The 18,688-nt window shown below is 70.2% G+C and carries 14 protein-coding genes; 6 read left to right on the forward strand and 8 right to left on the reverse strand.

Going from position 1 to position 18,688, the window contains the following annotated elements; genetic code table 11:
- Positions 1-241: 241 nt before the first annotated feature.
- Positions 242-3,175, reverse strand: a complete 2,934-nt coding sequence (locus KGD87_RS29770) for a sigma-54-dependent transcriptional regulator (RefSeq protein WP_284664330.1) — start codon at positions 3,173-3,175, stop codon at positions 242-244.
- A gap of 96 nt (positions 3,176-3,271) precedes the next feature.
- Here KGD87_RS29770 and KGD87_RS29775 point away from each other — a divergent pair, with 96 nt between their 5' ends.
- Positions 3,272-4,345: a hypothetical protein gene (locus KGD87_RS29775; protein ID WP_350102617.1), complete on the forward strand. Its 1,074-nt coding sequence runs from the start codon at positions 3,272-3,274 to the stop codon at positions 4,343-4,345.
- Positions 4,346-4,361: 16 nt separating this feature from the next.
- Here KGD87_RS29775 and KGD87_RS29780 read toward each other — a convergent pair whose 3' ends face one another.
- From KGD87_RS29780 to KGD87_RS29810, 7 genes are all read right to left on the reverse strand, one after another.
- Positions 4,362-4,889 carry a hypothetical protein gene (locus KGD87_RS29780; protein ID WP_284664332.1) on the reverse strand — a complete coding sequence of 176 codons (528 nt, stop codon included), beginning with the start codon at positions 4,887-4,889 and terminating at the stop codon, positions 4,362-4,364.
- A 3-nt stretch (positions 4,890-4,892) separates the two neighbouring features.
- On the reverse strand, positions 4,893-5,387 hold the full coding sequence (locus KGD87_RS29785; RefSeq protein ID WP_284664333.1) for a hypothetical protein: 495 nt from the start codon (positions 5,385-5,387) through the stop codon (positions 4,893-4,895).
- Positions 5,388-5,639: 252 nt separating this feature from the next.
- A complete protein-coding gene (locus KGD87_RS29790) occupies positions 5,640-5,936 on the reverse strand; it encodes a hypothetical protein (protein ID WP_284664334.1) in 297 nt (98 codons plus the stop codon).
- A gap of 128 nt (positions 5,937-6,064) precedes the next feature.
- Positions 6,065-7,717 carry a mechanosensitive ion channel family protein gene (locus tag KGD87_RS29795; RefSeq protein ID WP_284664335.1) on the reverse strand — a complete coding sequence of 551 codons (1,653 nt, stop codon included), beginning with the start codon at positions 7,715-7,717 and terminating at the stop codon, positions 6,065-6,067.
- A gap of 492 nt (positions 7,718-8,209) precedes the next feature.
- Positions 8,210-9,346 carry a hypothetical protein gene (locus KGD87_RS29800; protein ID WP_284664336.1) on the reverse strand — a complete coding sequence of 379 codons (1,137 nt, stop codon included), beginning with the start codon at positions 9,344-9,346 and terminating at the stop codon, positions 8,210-8,212.
- Positions 9,347-9,474: 128 nt separating this feature from the next.
- A complete protein-coding gene (locus KGD87_RS29805) occupies positions 9,475-10,653 on the reverse strand; it encodes an oxygenase MpaB family protein (RefSeq protein ID WP_284664337.1) in 1,179 nt (392 codons plus the stop codon).
- Between the two features lie 466 nt (positions 10,654-11,119).
- Positions 11,120-12,535, reverse strand: a complete 1,416-nt coding sequence (locus KGD87_RS29810; RefSeq protein ID WP_284664338.1) for an NAD-dependent succinate-semialdehyde dehydrogenase — start codon at positions 12,533-12,535, stop codon at positions 11,120-11,122.
- 142 nt (positions 12,536-12,677) lie between these two features.
- Between KGD87_RS29810 and KGD87_RS29815 the strand changes: the two genes are divergently transcribed.
- The 5 genes from KGD87_RS29815 (at position 12,678) to KGD87_RS29835 (ending at position 18,648) form a co-directional block, all read left to right on the forward strand.
- A complete protein-coding gene (locus KGD87_RS29815) occupies positions 12,678-12,917 on the forward strand; it encodes a DUF5683 domain-containing protein (protein WP_284664339.1) in 240 nt (79 codons plus the stop codon).
- 81 nt (positions 12,918-12,998) lie between these two features.
- Entirely contained in the window at positions 12,999-13,703 is a 705-nt protein-coding gene (locus KGD87_RS29820) for a phosphatase PAP2 family protein (RefSeq protein WP_163783460.1), read from the forward strand.
- 177 nt (positions 13,704-13,880) lie between these two features.
- Entirely contained in the window at positions 13,881-15,641 is a 1,761-nt protein-coding gene (locus KGD87_RS29825) for a histone deacetylase family protein (protein ID WP_284664340.1), read from the forward strand.
- A gap of 12 nt (positions 15,642-15,653) precedes the next feature.
- Entirely contained in the window at positions 15,654-16,313 is a 660-nt protein-coding gene (locus KGD87_RS29830) for an acyltransferase (RefSeq protein ID WP_284664341.1), read from the forward strand.
- Positions 16,314-16,476: 163 nt separating this feature from the next.
- Entirely contained in the window at positions 16,477-18,648 is a 2,172-nt protein-coding gene (locus tag KGD87_RS29835) for an ATP-binding protein (protein WP_284664342.1), read from the forward strand.
- The last annotated feature ends 40 nt before the right edge of the window (positions 18,649-18,688 follow it).

The following is an 18,688-nucleotide window of genomic DNA, read 5'->3' on the forward strand; positions in this document are numbered from 1 at the left end:
GGCATTGGCACGCCGGGTGCTTAACACCTCCCACAGTGCATCCGGTGCCGCGGTGGGCGCCGGAGACACACACCTTTCGCATGAGGTCGCTTCGGTGGCCTCGGCACCCCGGGCCGGAGTTTCCCCCCTCTCCGACCCGAGGGTGTGTTCTTCCAGAGGCACGCACCTCTGGAGCCGCTTCCCACAGGGGTGTGGGGAAACAGGGCGGAGCGCATCGCGGGCTGGGGAAACTCCTCTGACTTCAGCCCGCGATGCGCATCTGCTCCGCGCCCAGCACGGCGGGGAACGGCCCGTAGGCCATGGACCGCTCAATCACGTTCCGCAGCTCTCGCACGTTGCCGGGCCACGGGTGTGACATCAGCGCGGCGATGGCGTCCGGCCCCAGCCGCGGCGGCTCCAGGCCCTGGGGCGTGAGCTGCCGGACGAAGTGCCGGGCCAGCGCCATCACGTCCTCGCGCCGCTCGCGCAGCGGGGGCACGCGCACCGGCACCACCTGGAGGCGGTAGTAGAGGTCCTCTCGGAAGCGGCCCTCCCGCACCAGTTGGCCCAAATCCCGGTGCGTGGCCGCCACCACCCGCACGTCCACCTCCACCGGCCGTATCTCCCCCAGCGGGAAGACTTCGCCGTTCTCCAGGAAGCGCAGCAGCTTGGGCTGTACCTCCAGGGGGAGCTCGCCAATCTCGTCCAGGAAGAGGGTGCCGCCGTGCGCGGCGCGGATGACGCCGGGGTGGTCCGTGGCCGCGCCGGTGTACGCGCCGCGCCGGTAGCCGAAGAGCTGCCCTTCGAAGAGGTCCCGGGGCACCGCGGCGCAGTTGAAGGCCACGTAGGGCCGCTGCGAGCGCGCGGACAAGGCGTGCAGCGCCCGCGCCACCACCTCCTTGCCGGAGCCGGACTCGCCGGTGACGATGACGGTGGCGCGGCTGGAGGACAGGCTCGCCAGCTCCGAGCGCAGCCGCCGCATGGCCGACGAGGCGGCGATGAAGCCCGGCATGTCCGCGTCCCGCGCGTCCGCGTCGTCACTGGCGAGGGCGGGCACGTCCACCGGGGCGAAGCCTCGCAGGGTGGCGACCTCCAGCGCGAAGCCGCCCAGCCGGGACAGCGCCGTCAGCAGCGCGCGGCCGTCCGAGGGCAGGTGGCCCGCGACGCCCAGGCGGAGCCGCCGGCCACAGCCGTCCCCGAACTCCACGGCCTCGGTTGCGGGCACGGAGGCGTCGCCGCCCAGCGGCGTGGCCCGGCCCTGCGAGTCCAGCTCCTCCAGCCGGGGCGCGCCGTGGGGGAAGAGCCCCTCCACCACGGCCAGCAGCTCACGCTGGATGAGGGGCGCGCCCATGCCGCGCACCGACAGCCGCTCGAAGGGCACCACCAGGGCCTCCGCGCCCAGGCGAGGGGCGCCCTCGGCGTCGCGGGAGGTGGCGTGGGGCTCGCGGGCGGCGTCGTGCACGAAGTGCTGCGGGTGCACCACCATGCCCACGCGGTGCAGCTCCGCCTCGCTGGCGGCCAGCAGCTCGCCAGCGGCGGGGTCACCCTCCATCCGCGCCAGCAGCGCCAGCAGGTGGCGCGTGTAGACGGCCATGCACAAGTCGCCCGTGAGGCTGAAGGTGCCCAGCGCGGCCTCCAGCAGCGACCGGGCCTCCGCGGTGCGCCCGTCCAGGACGTGCAGCAAGGCCTCGAAGCGGTGGAGCAGGGCGGAGTGCCACGCGGACGGCATGCGCTCCAGGAAGGCGCGCGCCCGCCGCAGCAGCACCCGGCCCTGGTCGCGCTGGCAGGCGTAGACGCGCGCATACGTCTCATACAGCAGGCATTCGCGGCGCAGGTAGGGCCAGCCGCCCAGCTCCATGGTGCGCTGCCCGGCTGCGGCGAAGCCCTCCGCCGCGCGAGGCGCGTTGCCCTCGGCGAGGTCGGCCAGCGACTCCGCGAACTGGGCATAGGCGCCGGTGAGGGCCCGCTGGATGGTGCCGTCGTAGGCCGTCAGGTGCCGCGCCAGCTTGCGCAGTCCCGGGTACCGGCCGCTGAGCAGGTACAGCCGCGCGCGCGTCACCGTCAGGTACAGCGGCGTCCAGCGCAGCTCCTCCACCACCGCGTCCGCTTCATCCAGCACGGCCTCGGCTTCCGCGAAGCGCGCCAGCCGCAGCAGGGCCTCGGCCTCCGCGCGCGCGGCGAAGATGAAGGAGAAGCCGCGGACCATGCGCCCGCCATACGCGGCCTCCCGCGCGCGGCGCACCAACTGCAGCGCCTCGGAGGGCTCGCAGGCCTCGTCCAGCCGGCGCTGGGCCAGGAAGGCCAGGTTGCGCGCCTCCAGGAAGGCGTACCCCATCCGCGCCGCGCCCTGCGCCACCTCGCGGAAGCGGCGCGTGGCCAGGGTGGCCTCGCCGCGCAGGGCCGCCTCGTGGGCGCAGGCGTCCTCGGCGAGCAGCCGCAGGGCCGGGTCCTTCACCCCCACGAGCGCATCCGCCAGCCGCCCGGAGCCGTGGGTGATGCGCTCCGCCTCGCCCAGGTAGAAGCCGCAGGCGACCTCGGCCATGCGCAGCTGACAGCGGACCTCCGGGTCGTCGTGGTTGGCCAGCAGCGCCTCCGCGCGCGCCACGTACGCGGCGGACTTGTTCGCGTCGAACAGCTTCCCGTCCGGGGACGCGTAGAGGGTGGCCGCCATGGCGAGCACGCGCAGCTCCACCTCCTCCGGGAGGATGCCGGCGTCGGCGAAGGCCAGGTGGGGCAGCAGCGTGGTGAAGGCGCCCCGGCTGTCCTCGCGGCCCCAGCGCTGGAGATAGGCCAGTCCCACCGCGGCCATGGCCCGCGCGCCCGGGGTGCGCAGCAGGCCCGAGGCCAGCAGCGACAGCAGCTCTTCTTCCGCGGCTCGCCACTCGGCCCGCGTCAGGTGGGTGACGCAGGAGAGGATGCGGGCCAGCTCCTCGGGGTGCAGCTCCTGCCGCCGGGACGCGGAGCCGGCGGGCGTGGGGGCTCCGCCTCGCGCGGCGAGCTGGCGGAGCGCCACCGCCACGCGGCCACGCGGACGGCGGGCCTGGGGGGCTTCGCTCGGCAGCTCCCAGCGGTAGACGGTGAGAGGGGTGACGCCCAGCAGGCGTGCGAACGCCGCGCGGCTCTGCTCACCCCGCAGGGCGCGGATGCTCTCGGGTTCCCACCCGGCGCTCTCCCCCTTCTCCTCCGGTAACTCCACGGCACCTGCCCCCTTTTTCGCCCCCCGCCAGGGCACATTCTCTACGGAGTTTCCCGGGGCGAATGCAAACGGTTGAGCATTTCCGTTTGTTGCACGCTGCATATGCAGCAGGCGACGAATGGCGCGCTTCCCCTCCCTGAGGAGGCGTGTCGTCGTTATCGTCACCCCGTGCCTCGCGGACGTTCCCAGCCTCCGGTTTCCCCACCTTCCCGTCTCCAACATGAACGCCTGCTCAGGTTGGAGGACGCGCTCTCGGAGGGCCGCGCGCGTGAGGACGCGGCGGTGGAGGCCTGGGTGCGCCGCACCGGGCAGCTGCCGCCCCGGAAGGTCCGCCGGAAGTGGGAGAAGCAGTGGCAGCGGGAGGCGAAGCGCGCCGCCCGCCGCGCCGAGCGGGAGGTGCTGTCCCCCCGCTCGCGCAACCCGGCGCGGGGCGGCGCCTATGTCACGGCGTCGATGACGTGTGTGTTGATTGCCCTGGCGCAGCCCCGCCGGCTGTGGTGGCTGATTTTCGTGGCCCTGGGCTTCTTCCTGGCATCGTTGAAGCACCTGGAGCGTCCCCGGCGTGACGAGGCCCGCGCGCGCGACGCCGGGACGCCGGAGCGGGCGCCCGTGGGGGATGCGGACCCCCGGGTGGCGAAGGTGGACGCCCTCTGCGCCCGGTTGATGGAGGCCCTGCGCGAGGGGCCCGCGGTGCTGCGCGAGCTGGTGCATGCGCCGGAGCGCACGGTGGAGGCCCTGCGACAGGGTTGTCATGCACTGGTGCGCCGCGAGCGGGAGCTGCGGGCGCTGGCGCCACCGGATGAGGCCCAGCGGCTGGACGCCGAGCGGGACACGTTGGCGGCGCGGGTGGCCTCGGAAGAGGACGCGGTGGTGCGGGAGCGGCTGGCCGGAGCGCTGGTCGCGCTGGAGGCGCAGCGGCGCCAGCGCGCGGAGCTGGCCACCGCGGCGGCGCGGCTCGAGGCCGAGCACATGCGCCTCTACTACACCCTGGAGAGCCTCTACGCGCAGGTGCTGCGGGTGCGCTCGGCGGACACCGCGGGAGAGGACATCGCCGGGCTGGGGCTGCGGCAGAGCGTGGAGCAGCTCGGCGCGGAGGTGGAGGCGGCGACGCAGGCGCTGGAGGAGGTCCACGCCGCGCCCGGCGGCGGTGGCCGGACGCGGATGCGGTAGACGCCATGCGCGTGTATCAAGCCGGGGTGCTGTCCGGCGCGCCCATGCGGGACGCGGTTCGCGGTGCGCACCGCGAACCGCCCACCTTCAGGGCCACCAGCAGCGCGGGCAGCGTCAGGAGGTCCTCGGCATCCGCGACGTGCGCGACGGGGAGCACGCGCGGAAGCCGGGGTGCGTCCGTGAGGAGGGCCCATGTTGCTCTCGGGGGCCATTGAAGGAGGCCCAGGCCATGGCGCCAGCCATCTCCGGCGAGCTCGGAGACCTGGATGGCGGAGAAGCACAGCCCCGTCACCAGGACGCAGCCGTGGAGCACCGCGCGGGATGGCTCGAAGTCCTCGCGGTTGCGCGTGCCGAGGTGCTCCCACAGCCCTTGGAGCAGCAGCGGGAACATGGCGAGCCCCGCCACGTCCGACAGCTTTCCTGTCCACCAGGACGGCCACTGCGCCTTGAGCACATGGTCGTTGAGGATGAGCAGGGCCACCGCCGCGAGGGTGATGGGATGCCGCATCGCGCTGCCCGGCGAGGGGCGCCTGGCGGTGGTCATGCTTCAGCGCTCCGAGATGACGATGGAGATGTCACGCTCGGACAACCTCTTGCCGCTGTTTGGATCGATTGAGACTTCCACGCTCCAGGCTTGCATGTCGACGGTGCCCGGGTTTTCGCTGTCGATGCTGAACTCCAGCTCCCCCTCCCACACGCACTCCTGCCGGGCGTCGCAACGGATGTCGTGATGAGAGTACGCGGCTCCTTCAACGGGGGTCGTGTCGTTCTCCGCGAGGAGAATGCGTTCGCGATGGGAGTTGCCGTGGGGCTCCACGACAGGCCATTGCACCTGGAGCGTGGGCCTCTGACCTGGGACAGGGGTGTCGGGAACCCATTGGGCCGTGATGCCTGTCGTTACGAATAAGCTGGTGGAGAGTTCGTAACTCTGGGGCGCGATGCGCACCGTGACGTGGCGTGTCGTCTTTATCTGCTCGGTCGTGAGGGCGAAGGGGGCCCCGGATTGGGTGACCTGCACGGAGTTGTCTTCGGAGGTCGCCACGGTTGCAACGCAGGCGAGGAGCAACCCCGCGCGGATGGACCAGCTCCGGAGTCGTGAGTCAGGTGAGATGACGGACTGCGAGGAATGCACGGTGCCCCCTGATGCGTGGTTGCGGATGCGTTAGAGCAACCCCCGTGCCGTGGTTGCTCCGAGGGAGCGCCGTGCCGCGCTTGGAGGAAGCCGCGACTTCCATGTCAGGGGGCGGGTGGCGTCAATGTCAGCCGGGGCCCCTGAGGAGGACGGCGCCCGCGCTCAGCGGACCTCGGGGCAGTCCCAGACGTTGCGCGTGCCCAGGGGGCGGCAGGTGCAGACGTAATCGCTCCAGATGCCGTCCGTACACTGCTGCGTCGTGCCTGGGCGGGAGCACGACGTGTAGTTGAGGTTCCAGCAGAACGGGAGCAGCGTCGGGCCCAGGTCGGCCTCGTCGACATCCTCCCGGCTCACGAGCTCCTCGGGGTCCACGTCCACCGACAGCGCCTCCGAATCGAAGTCGGGAGCCGCGAACGCGGGAAAGGACAGGGACAGGGCGACGAGGAAGGCTTTCTTCATGGGACGGACTCCAGGGAGAGAGGGATTGCCGCGTCGCATCTTTCATCGCGCTCTTGAAAATGGCAATGTCTGGAGTTTTCTCGTTTGATGCGCCCACGACGCAGCGCCCGAATTCTGGGTCGCCACATCTATCGGTACCGATCCGAAGCGGCGAGCGCCTGGGGCTCCTCCTGCGGCGGCGCGGAGGTGGCGGGGAGCAACGCGGCCCCCTCGTATTCCACCGCCTTGGGGTAGGGGATTTCCAGGCCGTTGGCGGTGAAGGCCTCGAACAGCAGTCGGTTGAGCAGCCGCTTCACGTCGAAGTGTGTCCCTGGCTGCACCTTGGCTTCAATGCGCACGGTCATCCAGCTCTCGTCCATGCTCTCGATACCGAGCAGCTTGGGCATCTCGGACACCTTGCCCTGCGACAGCATGGGCACCTGCTCGCAGACCTGGCCAATCACATCCATCACCTTCTTCAAGTCGCACTCATAGGCCACGGCCATGTCCACGACCGCCAGCGTCCAGCCTCGGCTGTAGTTGATGACATTCTTGATTTCGCCATTGCGGAGGATGTGAAGGCGTCCGAAGCGGTCGCGAATGCGGGTGACGCGGGGAGTTATCTCCTCCACCACGCCCTCTGTATCGTCGATGCGGATGTAGTCGCCGTTCAATATCTGGTCTTCGAAGAGCAGGAAGACGCCGTTGACCAGGTCCGTGACGATGGCCTGCGAGCCCAAGCCCACGGTGAGACCGACGATGCCGGCGCCCGCGAGGATGGGGGTGGGGTCCACGCCAAGGTCGCTGAGCACCATCATCCCCACCAGGAAATAGACCAGGTACTTGGAGGCGCTCTGGATGAGGGCGACGAAGGTGTTGCGCCGCCGGGCCGCATCATCCAGGTCGGAGCCGTCCACCTTGAATGCCCGGGCGATGAGCAGCCGGACGAACTCCACGACGACGCTGGCGGCGAAGAACAGGGCGATGACGCGGATGAGCACCGGCCCGTACGGTGCAAAGGGCTCCAGGTTCTGGAACCGGCGGATGATGAGGGTCGCCACCGAGATGTAGACGATGGCCTCCAGGCTCTTCTGCCCCACCGGGAGCAGCCGGCTGAGGGCCATGAAGTACTCCTCGTACTTCGTGGCCGTGCCCTTCGCCGCCCAGGACCCGACCAGCCGCCCAGACATCAGGTGCAGCAAGGACACCGCCAGGCGCCCACCACTGATGGCCAGCAGCACGAAGAGGGTGGTGTCAATGAGCCACGCGAACGCGGCCGGGGGCTGCAGCGAGGTGACCGCCATGCCCACCGCGAAGTAGGCCAGCAACAGCTTGATGAAGCCGGGCCCCTGCTCCATCGCCTTCTGCGCATGTGCTTTGTGTTCTGGGGGCAGTTGCCACGCGTCCAACCTGCGTCCGAGCCGCACCAGGAGCCGGCGCGCCGCTCGCTCCAGCACCAGGACGGCCACCAGCAACAGCACCAGCAGCCCCGCTCCACGCCCCAGGGCCGCAAGCCCTTCCACCGTCACGTCCGCGAGCAAGGCATTGAAGTGGGGGGCCAGGTCCTTCTTCGCCCACAGGGAAATGCCCAGCACGGCGATGCCAGCGACGACCACCACGAAGGACAGGAGGGCGGCGCTCAGCCGGGCGCGCTTGCGAAGGGTGTCGGCCGCCTGCTCCAGCGCCTTCACCCCCACCAGCCGGATGCCCTGGTACAGCAGCGCACTGGAGGCCACGAGGACGGCCCAGAGCGCGAGCAGCAGCAATGTCACGCTCAGGCCGACGAGCCATGCGTTGTTCAACTCGACCGTATCCGCAAGCCGGAAGATTCCCATGCGACGGTGGCATATCACGCCAACGAACACGCCGCGCTCCTGCGCCCATGAGGAACAGCGGTTTCAATTGCTCGTCACGCAGGAAGGCCGCGAGCTGTTCGCGGTGGTCCCACGTCAAGTGCGGAAAAGGCGAGCGTGGCGTCTGAGGCAACCCCTTCTTGCAACACACCACCCTGGCGCGTACCCGAAGGGGCCCGCGCTGGCGGCGCTGCCCTGCATGTGGAGGTGCGAGGATGGTTGGCCTTGAGGCAAGCGCCCGAGTTCGCCGGCTGCACCACGCGGAAGGTTGGCCGGTGGGCGCCATCGCCGCGCGGTTGGGACCGCACCACGACACCATGGAGGCGGCGCTGGAGGCCGCGCCGGGGGCATGCACCGAGCCCGCCAGGAGGGGCAGGTGCTCAAGCTCCGAGGCTCGCCCGGAGCCCCCCCCATCAGCCGAGGCGTGAATCAGGACGGCACTCACCGGCCGCTCCCGTCCTTGATTCCATGCGCCACCGGGCACCCTCTGCTGAAGCGCGCGGAGAACTCCTGGAGTGCCTCATGGGCTGAGTCTGCGAGCACGTCTGTTGGCGACGAAAGCCCCTGGGTCATCCGCCGGCCTCGCTCGTCTTCAATGCCGAAGACGAGCCGCCCCGACGCCCGGTCGGCCACGATGCGGCCCAGCAGGTCGCGGATTTGCTCCTCGATGTTCGGGCCCGTGACTCCATTGGCCACCAGCAGCCGAAGTTCCACCTCCGCGGGGTCCATGATGCTGCGGAAGATCTGCCAGCGAGGGTTGTATTCGGCCACGGGCCAGATGGTGGGAACGACGACGTACAGCTTCTTCCACTCGGCTGGTCCCAGCATCTGCTTCCACCGCAGCATGGCCGCCATCACCGCGTCCACCTGCAGCTTTGCGGCGGTGTCCATGGTCAGCCGGATGTGGGGCCGCATCGAGGTGGTGTAGGCCTCGTAATCCTCCACGGTGACGCTGCGCTTGCGCAGCGTCTGCTCCACATAGGCGTCCGTGAGTTCCAGCATGGACTGGACCCAGGGTCGGTACGAGGCATCCAGGGACTCGGCGCCGTGCGTGAAGGACTCAATCGCAGTTCTTATCTGTCGCTGATAGAGCCGCGTTGCCTCCATCCACGAGGTGGCGGTCGCGTTCTGGAAGTAGGGGCTCAGGAGGGTGAAGAGTCCCAGCGGAATGTGAGCAAGACACTTGAGCAGCTCGTATGCGCGGGGCGTCGGGCGCACGGAGTATGTCTCGCCATTCTCCAGATACAGCGTGTAGCTACCGCCCACGCCCTGGCGACCGAGGTCGGCCCTATCCATCTCGGGCTCGGTGTCCCGCGCGATAATCAAAGGATGGATGTTGCGACCCACGCGGTGGACCATCCGCAGGTAGTTCTGTCGCATTGTCCGGTGCAGCTCAACGATGGCGCTGTGCAGCTCGAAGCCAGCGTCATGCTGGGTCGCACAGGGGGCGAGAATCTCCTGCACGCTCTTGGAGTGGAGCCGCGCAGCGGCATTGAAGCCTTCGGTGTCATGATACTCCCAGGGTTCGATGACTCCGGGGGCGGGGGGTGGATTGGAAGAAGCGGGTGGATTCGACATGATGACCCCAGGAAAATGAGTCCAGGGAGGAGTCACGGGCGGCTCAGGCAAAAGCCGCTCAGCGGCTCGCCCCGCACTGCGCAGCCGTGCGGGGCCCTCCGTGTCCGTGGCCTATGCGGCCCCCGGATTCAAGTGGCCGGGTCGACCTGGCCTGCTTTCTTCTCCCCAGGGCTCTCGAGGTTCCACGACTCCTGAAGCGACACGGGAACGCGGAACGTCACCCGGCTGCCGCCCGTTTCTGAAGAGTGGAGTCCCTCCAGCAGCTTGCGCGACAGGGAAGCGGAAATCTTCGCCGCGAAGCCCGATTGGTCCTGCGCCTCGTCCGACAGGGCGAACATCCAGCGCATCGGGCCCAGCAGGTGGCGGGTCCAGTCGGTTTGCTCAAGCCCGATGGCGTCGGCCACCGCCTCGCTGCACAACTCGCGCATCGTCGCCACCACGATGCCGTCCATCATCGTGCCGGGCATGCGCAGCTTCAGGTACTCAACCAGCGCCTTGGTCAGCGCGACCCCATCCGGCGAAGGCCTCACCTGGCGCTGCTGGATGGCCTCCCAGAGTTGCTGGGCATCTTCCAGGTCGCGCGGCAGCAAATCAGGGTGGATACCCAGGTAGTGTCCAATCACCCTCCAGCAATGGAAATAGGCGTCCTCTTCCTCCGGGGTGAAGTCCATGCCGAACTTGGTCAGCACTCGGGGGACCAGGGCCAGCGTCAAAAGCGTCGCAACATGGTCTTCCTGATTGGCCGGCGTGCCCCACTCGGACGCTTGCCACTTGGGGTCTCGCCCGACGTGGTATCGGATGGTGGCGTGGAGCAGACGGATTTTCTGCGCCGTACGGACCCCAAACCCATTCGGCCCAAGGCCGCCCTCCGCCATCACATCCAGGACGAACTGCGCCGTCTCGATGATGCGGCGGTGCACGTGCTTGTCGATGCCGCTCGTCCAGGTCAGCACCTTGGCCGCCTTGGCCCAGGCATAGCAACACGGCAGGGACCAGGTGAAGTACGCCAGGGTCATCTGCATGCCATAGCGATGGAAGAGCCTCTGGCCCAGAAGGACCTTCTCCGCATCGGCCCACTCGGGCCAATCATCCGTCTGGTTCAAATAGTCTTCCACTGTATCAGGCATCTCAGCGGGAACCATGTGCGCGTTCGAATGGATGCTCCGCATGATGCGGTTGACGGTATCCACTTCGTTGTTGGCGAAGACATTCTGGATGACCGCATCCGCCAGGGGCTCTCCCATGGCGCGAAAGGGTTCGAGCACCTCATCTGTCCAGCGACCACGGGATGAAGAAGATGACGACATGTTCTATTTCCTGAGTTTCAGATGTGAGAGGAGTCGACCCTGTCATGCTTCATGTGTTGCATCAGATGAAGGCAAGTAGGAGGAGGACCATGGTGAACTGGTAGATTGAGCCTAGCAGTGAAGGCGTGGATTTCTCACCCCTGAGACTTCTTTTTCTGTCGATGTGGCTCAGTTTCACACTGGGAGTCTCCTTCCGCGCCTGCCTGCTCCCTGCTGCGCCACACCTACGGCAGTCACCTCGCCATGCGGAATCAGGCTCGAAAACATGCGCGGGCGGGATTCGAGCCCGCGTCCGTCGAGCAAAGCCTCACGCCCTGTCTGGGCACGACCACCCAGGTCAACCCGTGCAAGGCGGCGTGCCGGGTGGAGCGCGCGGGGAGCTGAGCCGCGCGATGCCTGGACCGCCTCGTGGGCCTGGCGCCAGGTCAGGAGACGGCCCATCACTCCGGACCTGGGAGCCCCGTCGCTACTCGCTGATGGCGGCGCGGGGTGGAGGCTGCCGCGCCGTGTCCTCCGCCGCGGCGATGCGGACGGACTTGATGTTGACGAACTCGTGGATGCCCACGTCCGCCAGCTCGCGCCCGTGGCCGGAGTGCTTCACGCCGCCAAACGGAAGCCTGGCGTCCGACGCCACCAGCGCGTTGACGAACACCATGCCCGCTTCGATGCCGTCGATGAAGCGCCGCTGCTCGGCCTCGTCCCGCGTCCACACGCTGGCGCCCAGGCCGAACGGCGTCGCGTTCGCCAGCTCCAGGGCGTGGTCCACGTCGCGCGCACGCAGCAGCGTGGCCACCGGGCCGAAGAGCTCGTCGTGGAAGGCGGGGGCCTGGGGCGGGGGTTCGGCCAGGACGGTGGCCGGGTAGAAGTTCCCCGGACCCTCCAGGGGCTTGCCGCCCAGGAGCAGCCTCGCGCCGGCCTTCACGCTCGCCTCCACCTGGGCGTGCAGCCCGTCGCGGATGCCGCGCGTCGCCAGGGGGCCCAGGTCCGTCTTCGCGTCCATGGGGTCGCCCACGGTGACGTGCTTCATGCGCTCCACGAAGCGGCGCTCGAACTCGGAGTAGATGGAGTCGGCGACGACGAAGCGCTTGGCGGCGATGCAGGACTGGCCGTTGTTGATGAGCCGCGCGGTCACCGCCGTCTCCACCGCCTTCTCCAGGTCCGCGCTGGGCATGACGATGAACGGGTCGCTGCCGCCCAGCTCCAGCACCACCTTCTTGATGGCCCTGCCCGCGGCGGCGCCCACGGCCCGGCCCGCGCCCTCGCTGCCGGTGAGCGTCACCGCGCGCACGCGGCGGTCCTCGATGATGCGGTTGACGTCGGCTGTCTCGATGAGCAGCGCCTGGAAGGCGCCGCGCGGAAACCCCGCCTGAAGGAACAGTTCCTCCAGGGCCAGCGCGCACTGAGGAACGCTGTGGGCGTGCTTGAGCAGGCCCACGTTCCCCGCCATCAGCGCGGGCGCGGCGAAGCGGACCACCTGCCAGAAGGGGAAGTTCCACGGCATGATGGCCAGCACGGGCCCCAGGGGCTGGTAGCGCACGAAGGCGCGGCCGGTGCCCATGTCGACGAGCCTGTCGCGCAGCAGCGCTTCGCCCTGGTCCACGTAGTAGCGGCAGGCCGTGGCGCACTTCTTCGCCTCGGCCTTGGCGGCCTCGAAGGGCTTGCCCATCTCCTGCGTCATGATGCGGCCGTAGCGGTCGGCCTCGGCCTCCAGCAGGTCGGCCGCGCGCCGCAGCCAGGTGACGCGGTCGGCGAAGGTCGTCTCACGGTAGGCGCGGAACGTGTCGGCGGCCGTCTGCAGCTTCGCCTCCAGCTCCTCGGCGGAGAGGGGCGTGAAGGTGCGCAGCGTCTTGCCGGTCGCCGGGTCGATGGTGGAGATGGCCATGCGAGTGCCTCCTTGAGGCCCTGTGATAGCAGCCAGGCGCGGGGAGACCGTGCCGCTCGTGGCATGAGCGTCCGGCCGTTCACTCCAGGGCTTTCATCGCCCCGGCCCCTCCTTTATATGGGGGGCAGGACTGGAGACTGCCATGGCCGACATCATCCGCGAGCGCCGCTTCAACTTCCTCATCGCTGGGGTGCTGTCCCTCGTCATTCCGGGGCTGGGGCAGCTCTACAAGGGCCAGTTCCTACGCGCCATCCTGTGGTTCCTGATGGTGGGGGCCGGCTACTGGTTCTTCGTCATTCCAGGCATCGTCCTGCACTGCTTCTGCATCCTCGGCGCGGCCTTCGGCAGCGCTGGCAGCGACCGCATCCGTCTGCCCGGATAGCCGACGTTCCGCGCGGGAGACGTCCCGCCGGACGCCAGAGTGCATACAGTCACCGTCATGTGGCGGAGGCTCTGGCAGTGGATGTCGGGATGGGACGTGGCGGTGACGCGGCTGTTGGGGCTGCTCTTGCTGCTGCTGGTCTGCTGTCTGGGTTTCATCGCCCTGTCGGACGAGGTGGCCGAGGGCGAGACGCAGCAGCTCGATGAACGCATGCTGTTGGCGCTGCGCGACCCCGAGGACCCGGCGCGGCCTTGGGGGCCCTGGTGGCTGCGGCGCACGGCGGAGGACGTGACGGCGCTGGGCGGCATCCCCGTGCTGACGCTCGCCACCGTGGCGGTGTGCGGCTTCCTCCTGCTGGTGCGGCGCTACCGGACGCTGCTGCTCGTGCTGGGCGCGACGCTGGGCGGCGCGGGCCTCAATGTCCTGCTGAAACAGCTCTTCGCCCGGCCCCGGCCGTCCGTGGTGCCGCACCTCACGGAGGTGGTCAGCCAGAGCTTCCCCAGTGGCCACGCCATGCTGTCGGCCACGGTGTATCTCACGCTCGGCGCGCTGCTGGCCCAGCTCGCCGAGCGCAAGCGGCTCAAGCTCTATGTCCTCACCGTGGCGCTGCTGCTGCCGTTTCTCGTGGGCCTGACGCGTGTCTACCTGGGCGTGCACTACCCCACGGACGTGCTGGGTGGCTGGGTGGCCGGGCTGGCGTGGGCGCTGCTCATGGCGGTCTGCGCGCGGACGCTCCGCCGACGGAGCCCCGCGCTGCGTGCGGAGGGCCGGCGCCCCATGGAGTGAAGCGCGGCGAGCGGTGCGCCTTGCTCGAAGGCCCCGCCCCCCAGGCCCCTGGCGGCCCGCGTCATGCCCGTCTGCGCCCATGGCGCCGTTCACTGCGCGAAGCTCCACTGTGCCGTCGTGTCTGGGCATCCCGTTGGACCCTGGTCCCAGACCGACCGCCGTGAGAGACATGGGCCCATGAGCCTGTGGGACTGGCTGTCGCGATGGAGCGGGGGCGGCGCGCCGGTGCCCGCCTTCTACGACGAGTCCTACCGGCTGCCCCTCACCGGCATCGAGTCCTCCGTGGGCATCGAGCCGCGCGGCGTGGACTTCACCACCTGGTATCTCCTGGAGGCCCGCGCGCTGCGCTCCCAGGACGTGCACCACCCGCGGCCGGTGAGCCTGGCCGAGCTGTCGCGCGTGCATGACGCCGCCTACCTGGAGTCGCTGGGCCAGCCGGAGACGCTGGCGCGCATCTTCGCCACCGACCCCGCCGACGTGCCGGTGGACGCGCTGCTGTCCAGCCTGCGGCGGGTGTGTGGCGGCACGCTGGGCGCGGCGCGGCTCGCGGTGGCGCGCAAGGGCCCGGTGGTGAACATGGCGGGCGGCTTCCACCACGCCGGCCCGGCGCGCGGCGGCGGCTTCTGCGCGGTGAACGACATCACGATAGCGCTCGCCGCCCTCCACGCGGACGGCTTCGACGGACAGGCCGTGGTGTTGGACTTGGATGCCCACCCACCGGATGGGACGGCGGAGTGTCTGGCGGGCCAGCAGCGGGCCTGGATTGGCTCGCTGTCCGGCAGCGACTGGGGCGCGCTGTCGCCCGAGGTGGACGAGACGCGCGTCCCCGAGGACACGGACGACAGGACCTATCTGGCCCTGCTCGACGACCTCCTGGAGCGCATGCCCCGGCCGGACGTGGCCTTCGTCATCGCGGGCAGCGACGTGCTCGCGGGAGACCGCTTTGGCCGCGTGGGCCTGTCCCTCAAAGGCGCCCGCCGGAGAGACAGCGCCCTGGCGCGCGCGCTGCGTGGCATCCCCAGCGTCTGGCTGCCGGGCGGGGGCTATCACCGCGACGCGTGGAAGGTGTTCGCGGGCACCGTGCTCGTCCTGGCGGGGCAGGGCCGCCGCCGCATCAAGGCGCGCTATGACCCGCTGAGCGCGCGCTATCAGCGCATCGCCCGCTCCCTGACGCGCGAGGGCGCGACGCCATGGGACGAGCCCATCACCCAGGAGGACCTGGAGGGCTCGCTCGGCCTGAGCGGCGGCCAGCGCCAGCCGCGCATCCTCGGCTACTACACGGCGCAGGCGCTCGAGTACGCCTTCTTCCGCTACGGCCTCCTCTCCTACGTGGAGCGGCTCGGCTACAGCCGGCTGCGCGTGGAGGTGGGCTCGGTGGGAGAGGGAGACCGGATGGAGGTGCACGGCTGCGCGGCGGGCCAGGAGCACCTGCTGGTGGACTGCGTCGTGGAGCGCCGCGTGCTGGCGGGGGAGCCCTTCCTCTTCGTCAACTGGCTCAGCCTGCGTCACCCGCGCGCGCGCTTCAGCGAGGGGCGCTCGCGGCTCCCTGGCCAGGACGTGCCGGGCCTGGGGCTGGCGCGCGAGTCGACGGAGATGCTGCTCGTGATGGCCCGGCGCCTCGTCCTGGCGGGCGTGGCCTTCCGGCCCATGTGGTTCCACCTGGCGGCGCTGGCGCGCGCGCGCTTCCGCTTCCTGGACCCGGCGCGGCAGGGGCGCTTCGAGGCGCTGCTGCGCGACCTGGGGCGGTTGCCCATGCTGGAGGCCTCCCAGGCGGTGGTGGACGGCCACGTCCTGCTCAACGGTCAGCCCTACGCGTGGGAGGCGAGCGACATGGTGTCGCGCCTGGAGCCCGCGGCCGGAGACGCGGAGGCCGTTGCCCTGGAGCGCGAGCGCTGCCGCTTCACCTGGGAACCCACCCGGCGCGCCACCGGAGCATGATAGGGAAGGGGCGTGGACCTGGACGCGCTTCGCCGTGAGCAGCACAAGCGCCGGCTCTCCTGGATGCCGTGGCTCTACTTCGTCCTCAAGCCCCGCCACCGTGGATGGGCGGAGGCCTGGCAGCGCGAGGTGCAGGCGCTGCTGCGCGAGCTGGAGACGGTGGACATCGCGGAGGGGTGCTTCATCGCCCCGGAGGCGCGCATCTTCGCCGAGCCCGGACGCACCGTGTCCATTGGCCCCGGGTGCGGCATCGCCGCGGAGGTCTTCCTTCATGGCCCCGTGACGCTCGGGCCCCGGGTGAGCATCAACGCCCGGGCGAGCCTGGACGGCGGCGCCGCGGGCATCCGCATCGGCGAGGGCACCCGCATCGCCACCGGGGCCACCCTCTACGCCTTCGACCACGGCATCGCCCCGGACCGGCCCGTGCGCGAGCAGCCCGTCACCTCGCGAGGGCTCGTCATTGGCGCGGACGTGTGGGTGGGCGCCAACGCCGGCATCACCGACGGTGTCACCGTGGGGGACCACGCCGTCGTGGCCATGGGCGCCGTCGTCACCCGGGACGTGCCGGAGTGGGCCATTGTCGCGGGCGTGCCGGCCCGCGTCGTGGGGGACCGGCGGCAGCGGCCCCGCTCAGGTGCTCCGGGTGGATGGGAGCCCGAAGACGGAGCGTGAACTTCTCCCGCCTTCATTGACTTCCAGTTATTGAGACCCGATATGCTTCGGGTCGACGTCGCCACGGGAGGGGAACCGCAGGGTCTGGATTCGCTCCCGGCAGCCGTAGGTGCTGTCTGGGCCTCCGGCCCCTCTCCGATGAGGCGCTGAGGGAGGCCAGCACGTGGCAGACGAGCAACGGGACGCGGCCGTCATTGACGCTCCCGGTGAGGCTTCAGGGACAGCACCCGCCGACGTGGCGTGTGACTTGCTCCCTCCCATGAAGGCGCGGGCGGCGCACGCCGGGAGCCAGGTGGAGTCCGAGCGCTTCCAGCACTTGTCCGAGCTGCTGCACGAGGTGGTGTTCCAGCTCGACGCCCAGGGGCGGCTCACGGTGCTGGGCGGCGCCTGGGAGCGCCTCACCGGGACGCCGGTGGCCGCGTGGCGGGGCCGCGCGCTGCTGGACGCCATCCCCCCGGAGGACCGCGAGCGCGCCCAGGCGTTGCTGGCGTACGTGCCCGGCACCCCCGTTTCGCGCCAGGAGCTGCGCGTGGACGCCGGCGGCGGCCAGGGGGTCCGCTGGGTGGAGCTGTCCGCCCGGGCCCTGACCACCGTTCCAGGCGAGGTGATGGGAACGCTCCTGGACGTGACGTCGCGGCGCACCGCCGAGGAGGCCGTCACCACCCGCGAGCGCTACCTGGACGCCATGGTGCAGGTGCAGCGGCGGATGATGGGGCACGAGCTGCCGGACGACCTGTACGGCGCCGTCGTCGAGCCGCTGGGCCACGTCTCCGCCGCCAGCCGCGTCTACGTCTTCGAGATGCACTCCTCCGAGGACGGCGCGCTGCTGGCGTCGCAGCGCGCGGAGTGGTGCGCGCCGGGGATTCCTCCCAACCTGGAGGACCCCAACATGCACGGCCTGCCCTTCGGCGAGGCCCTGCGGCCCCACCAGTCCGAACAGTTGCAGCGCGGCGAGCCGGTGCAGGGCCAGCCGCGCGACTTCACGGAGCTGCTGGCGCCCATGCTGGAGGCGCAGGGCGTCCGCTCCGTGCTGCTGCTGCCCATGCATGTCCACGGGCAGCTCTTCGGCGTCATCGGCTTCGACAACTGCCGCGAGCCCCAGTCCTGGGGCCCCATGGAGGTGAACCTGCTGTCGGGCGCGGCGGGCGCGCTGTCCCTGGCGCTGGAGCAGCGCACGGCCAACGCGCTGCGCATGCGCACGGAGACGACGCTGCGGCGCACCGAGGCCGGCGTCCACCTGCTCATCGAGGCCTTCCCGGACCCGGTGCTGGTGCACGTGGGCGACGGCGTGCTGCTCTCCGTCAACCCGGCGCTGGTGCAGTACCTGGGCTTCCGCGACGCCACGGAGCTGGTGGGCCGCCACATGCTGGACCTGGTCCGTCCCGAGGACCGGGGCGCCGCGCAGCTCCACCTGAGTCAGGCGCTGGAGGGCAAGAGCGCGGCGCGCGTGGTGGAGATGCCGCTGGTGCGCAGCGACGGCGAGGTGGTGGTGGCGGACCTGGTGACGCTGGCCGTGGTGCTGGACGGCTCGCCCGCGCGCATCACCGTGGCGCGCGACTTCACCGAGCGCAAGCGCACCCAGGCGCAGCTGATGCTGACTGACCGCATGGCCTCCATGGGCCTGCTCGCCGCCGGCATCGCCCACGAGCTGAACAACCCCCTGGCCTACGTGCTGTCCAACCTGGACTACCTGCACAGCGCCGTGGGCGGCGTGCGCCCCCGGATGCTCTCTCCGGAGGAGTTGGTGGAGCTGCGGCAGGTGCTCGACGACGCCCGAGAGGGCGCCGAGCGCATGCGCCAGATTGTCCGCCAGCTGCGCGTCTTCTCCCGCGTGGAGGACGGCAAGGAAGAGTCGGTGGATGTCCACGCGGTGCTCGAATCCGTGTCGCAGATGGCCGCCAGCGTGGTGCGCGCCCGCGCCCGGCTGGTGAAGGACTACGGCGAGGTGCCGCTCGTGCGTGGCAACGAGGGCAAGCTGTTCCAGGTGTTCCTCAACCTCCTCATCAACGCCGCGCACGCCATCGAAGAGGGCAACTCGGAGACGAACGAAATCCGCCTCACCACCCGCGCGGAGGTGGGCGGCCGGGTGCTGGTGGTGGTGAGCGACACGGGCCAGGGCATCCCCCCGGAGCACCTGCGCCGCATCTTCGACCCCTTCTTCACCACCAAGTCCTCCGGCCTGGGCACCGGCCTGGGTCTGTCCATCTGCGACACGATTGTGACGGCGCTGGGCGGCCACATCTCCGTGGAGTCGGCGGTGGGCGCGGGCACCACCTTCCGCGTGGCGCTCAGCGCCGCGCCGTCCAAGGCCCCGGCGAACCGGCCGGGCGCGTGAGCGCTGGGGGGGCCGGCGTCACCTCCGGCCCTCGCGCGGA

This window comes from Myxococcus sp. SDU36, from assembly GCF_030168875.1.
GTDB classification, from domain to species: Bacteria; Myxococcota; Myxococcia; order Myxococcales; family Myxococcaceae; genus Myxococcus; species Myxococcus vastator.

Bases quoted from the DNA above. Each gene is read 5' to 3' on its own strand.
- KGD87_RS29780 (WP_284664332.1), bottom strand. From the start codon at position 4,889: ATGACCACCGCCAGGCGCCCCTCGCCGGGCAGCGCGATGCGGCATCCC.
- KGD87_RS29790 (WP_284664334.1), bottom strand. From the start codon at position 5,936: ATGAAGAAAGCCTTCCTCGTCGCCCTGTCCCTGTCCTTTCCCGCGTTC.
- KGD87_RS29800 (WP_284664336.1), bottom strand. From the start codon at position 9,346: ATGTCGAATCCACCCGCTTCTTCCAATCCACCCCCCGCCCCCGGAGTC.
- KGD87_RS29805 (WP_284664337.1), bottom strand. From the start codon at position 10,653: ATGTCGTCATCTTCTTCATCCCGTGGTCGCTGGACAGATGAGGTGCTC.
- KGD87_RS29810 (WP_284664338.1), bottom strand. From the start codon at position 12,535: ATGGCCATCTCCACCATCGACCCGGCGACCGGCAAGACGCTGCGCACC.
- KGD87_RS29815 (WP_284664339.1), top strand. From the start codon at position 12,678: ATGGCCGACATCATCCGCGAGCGCCGCTTCAACTTCCTCATCGCTGGG.
- KGD87_RS29820 (WP_163783460.1), top strand. From the start codon at position 12,999: ATGTCGGGATGGGACGTGGCGGTGACGCGGCTGTTGGGGCTGCTCTTG.
- KGD87_RS29825 (WP_284664340.1), top strand. From the start codon at position 13,881: ATGAGCCTGTGGGACTGGCTGTCGCGATGGAGCGGGGGCGGCGCGCCG.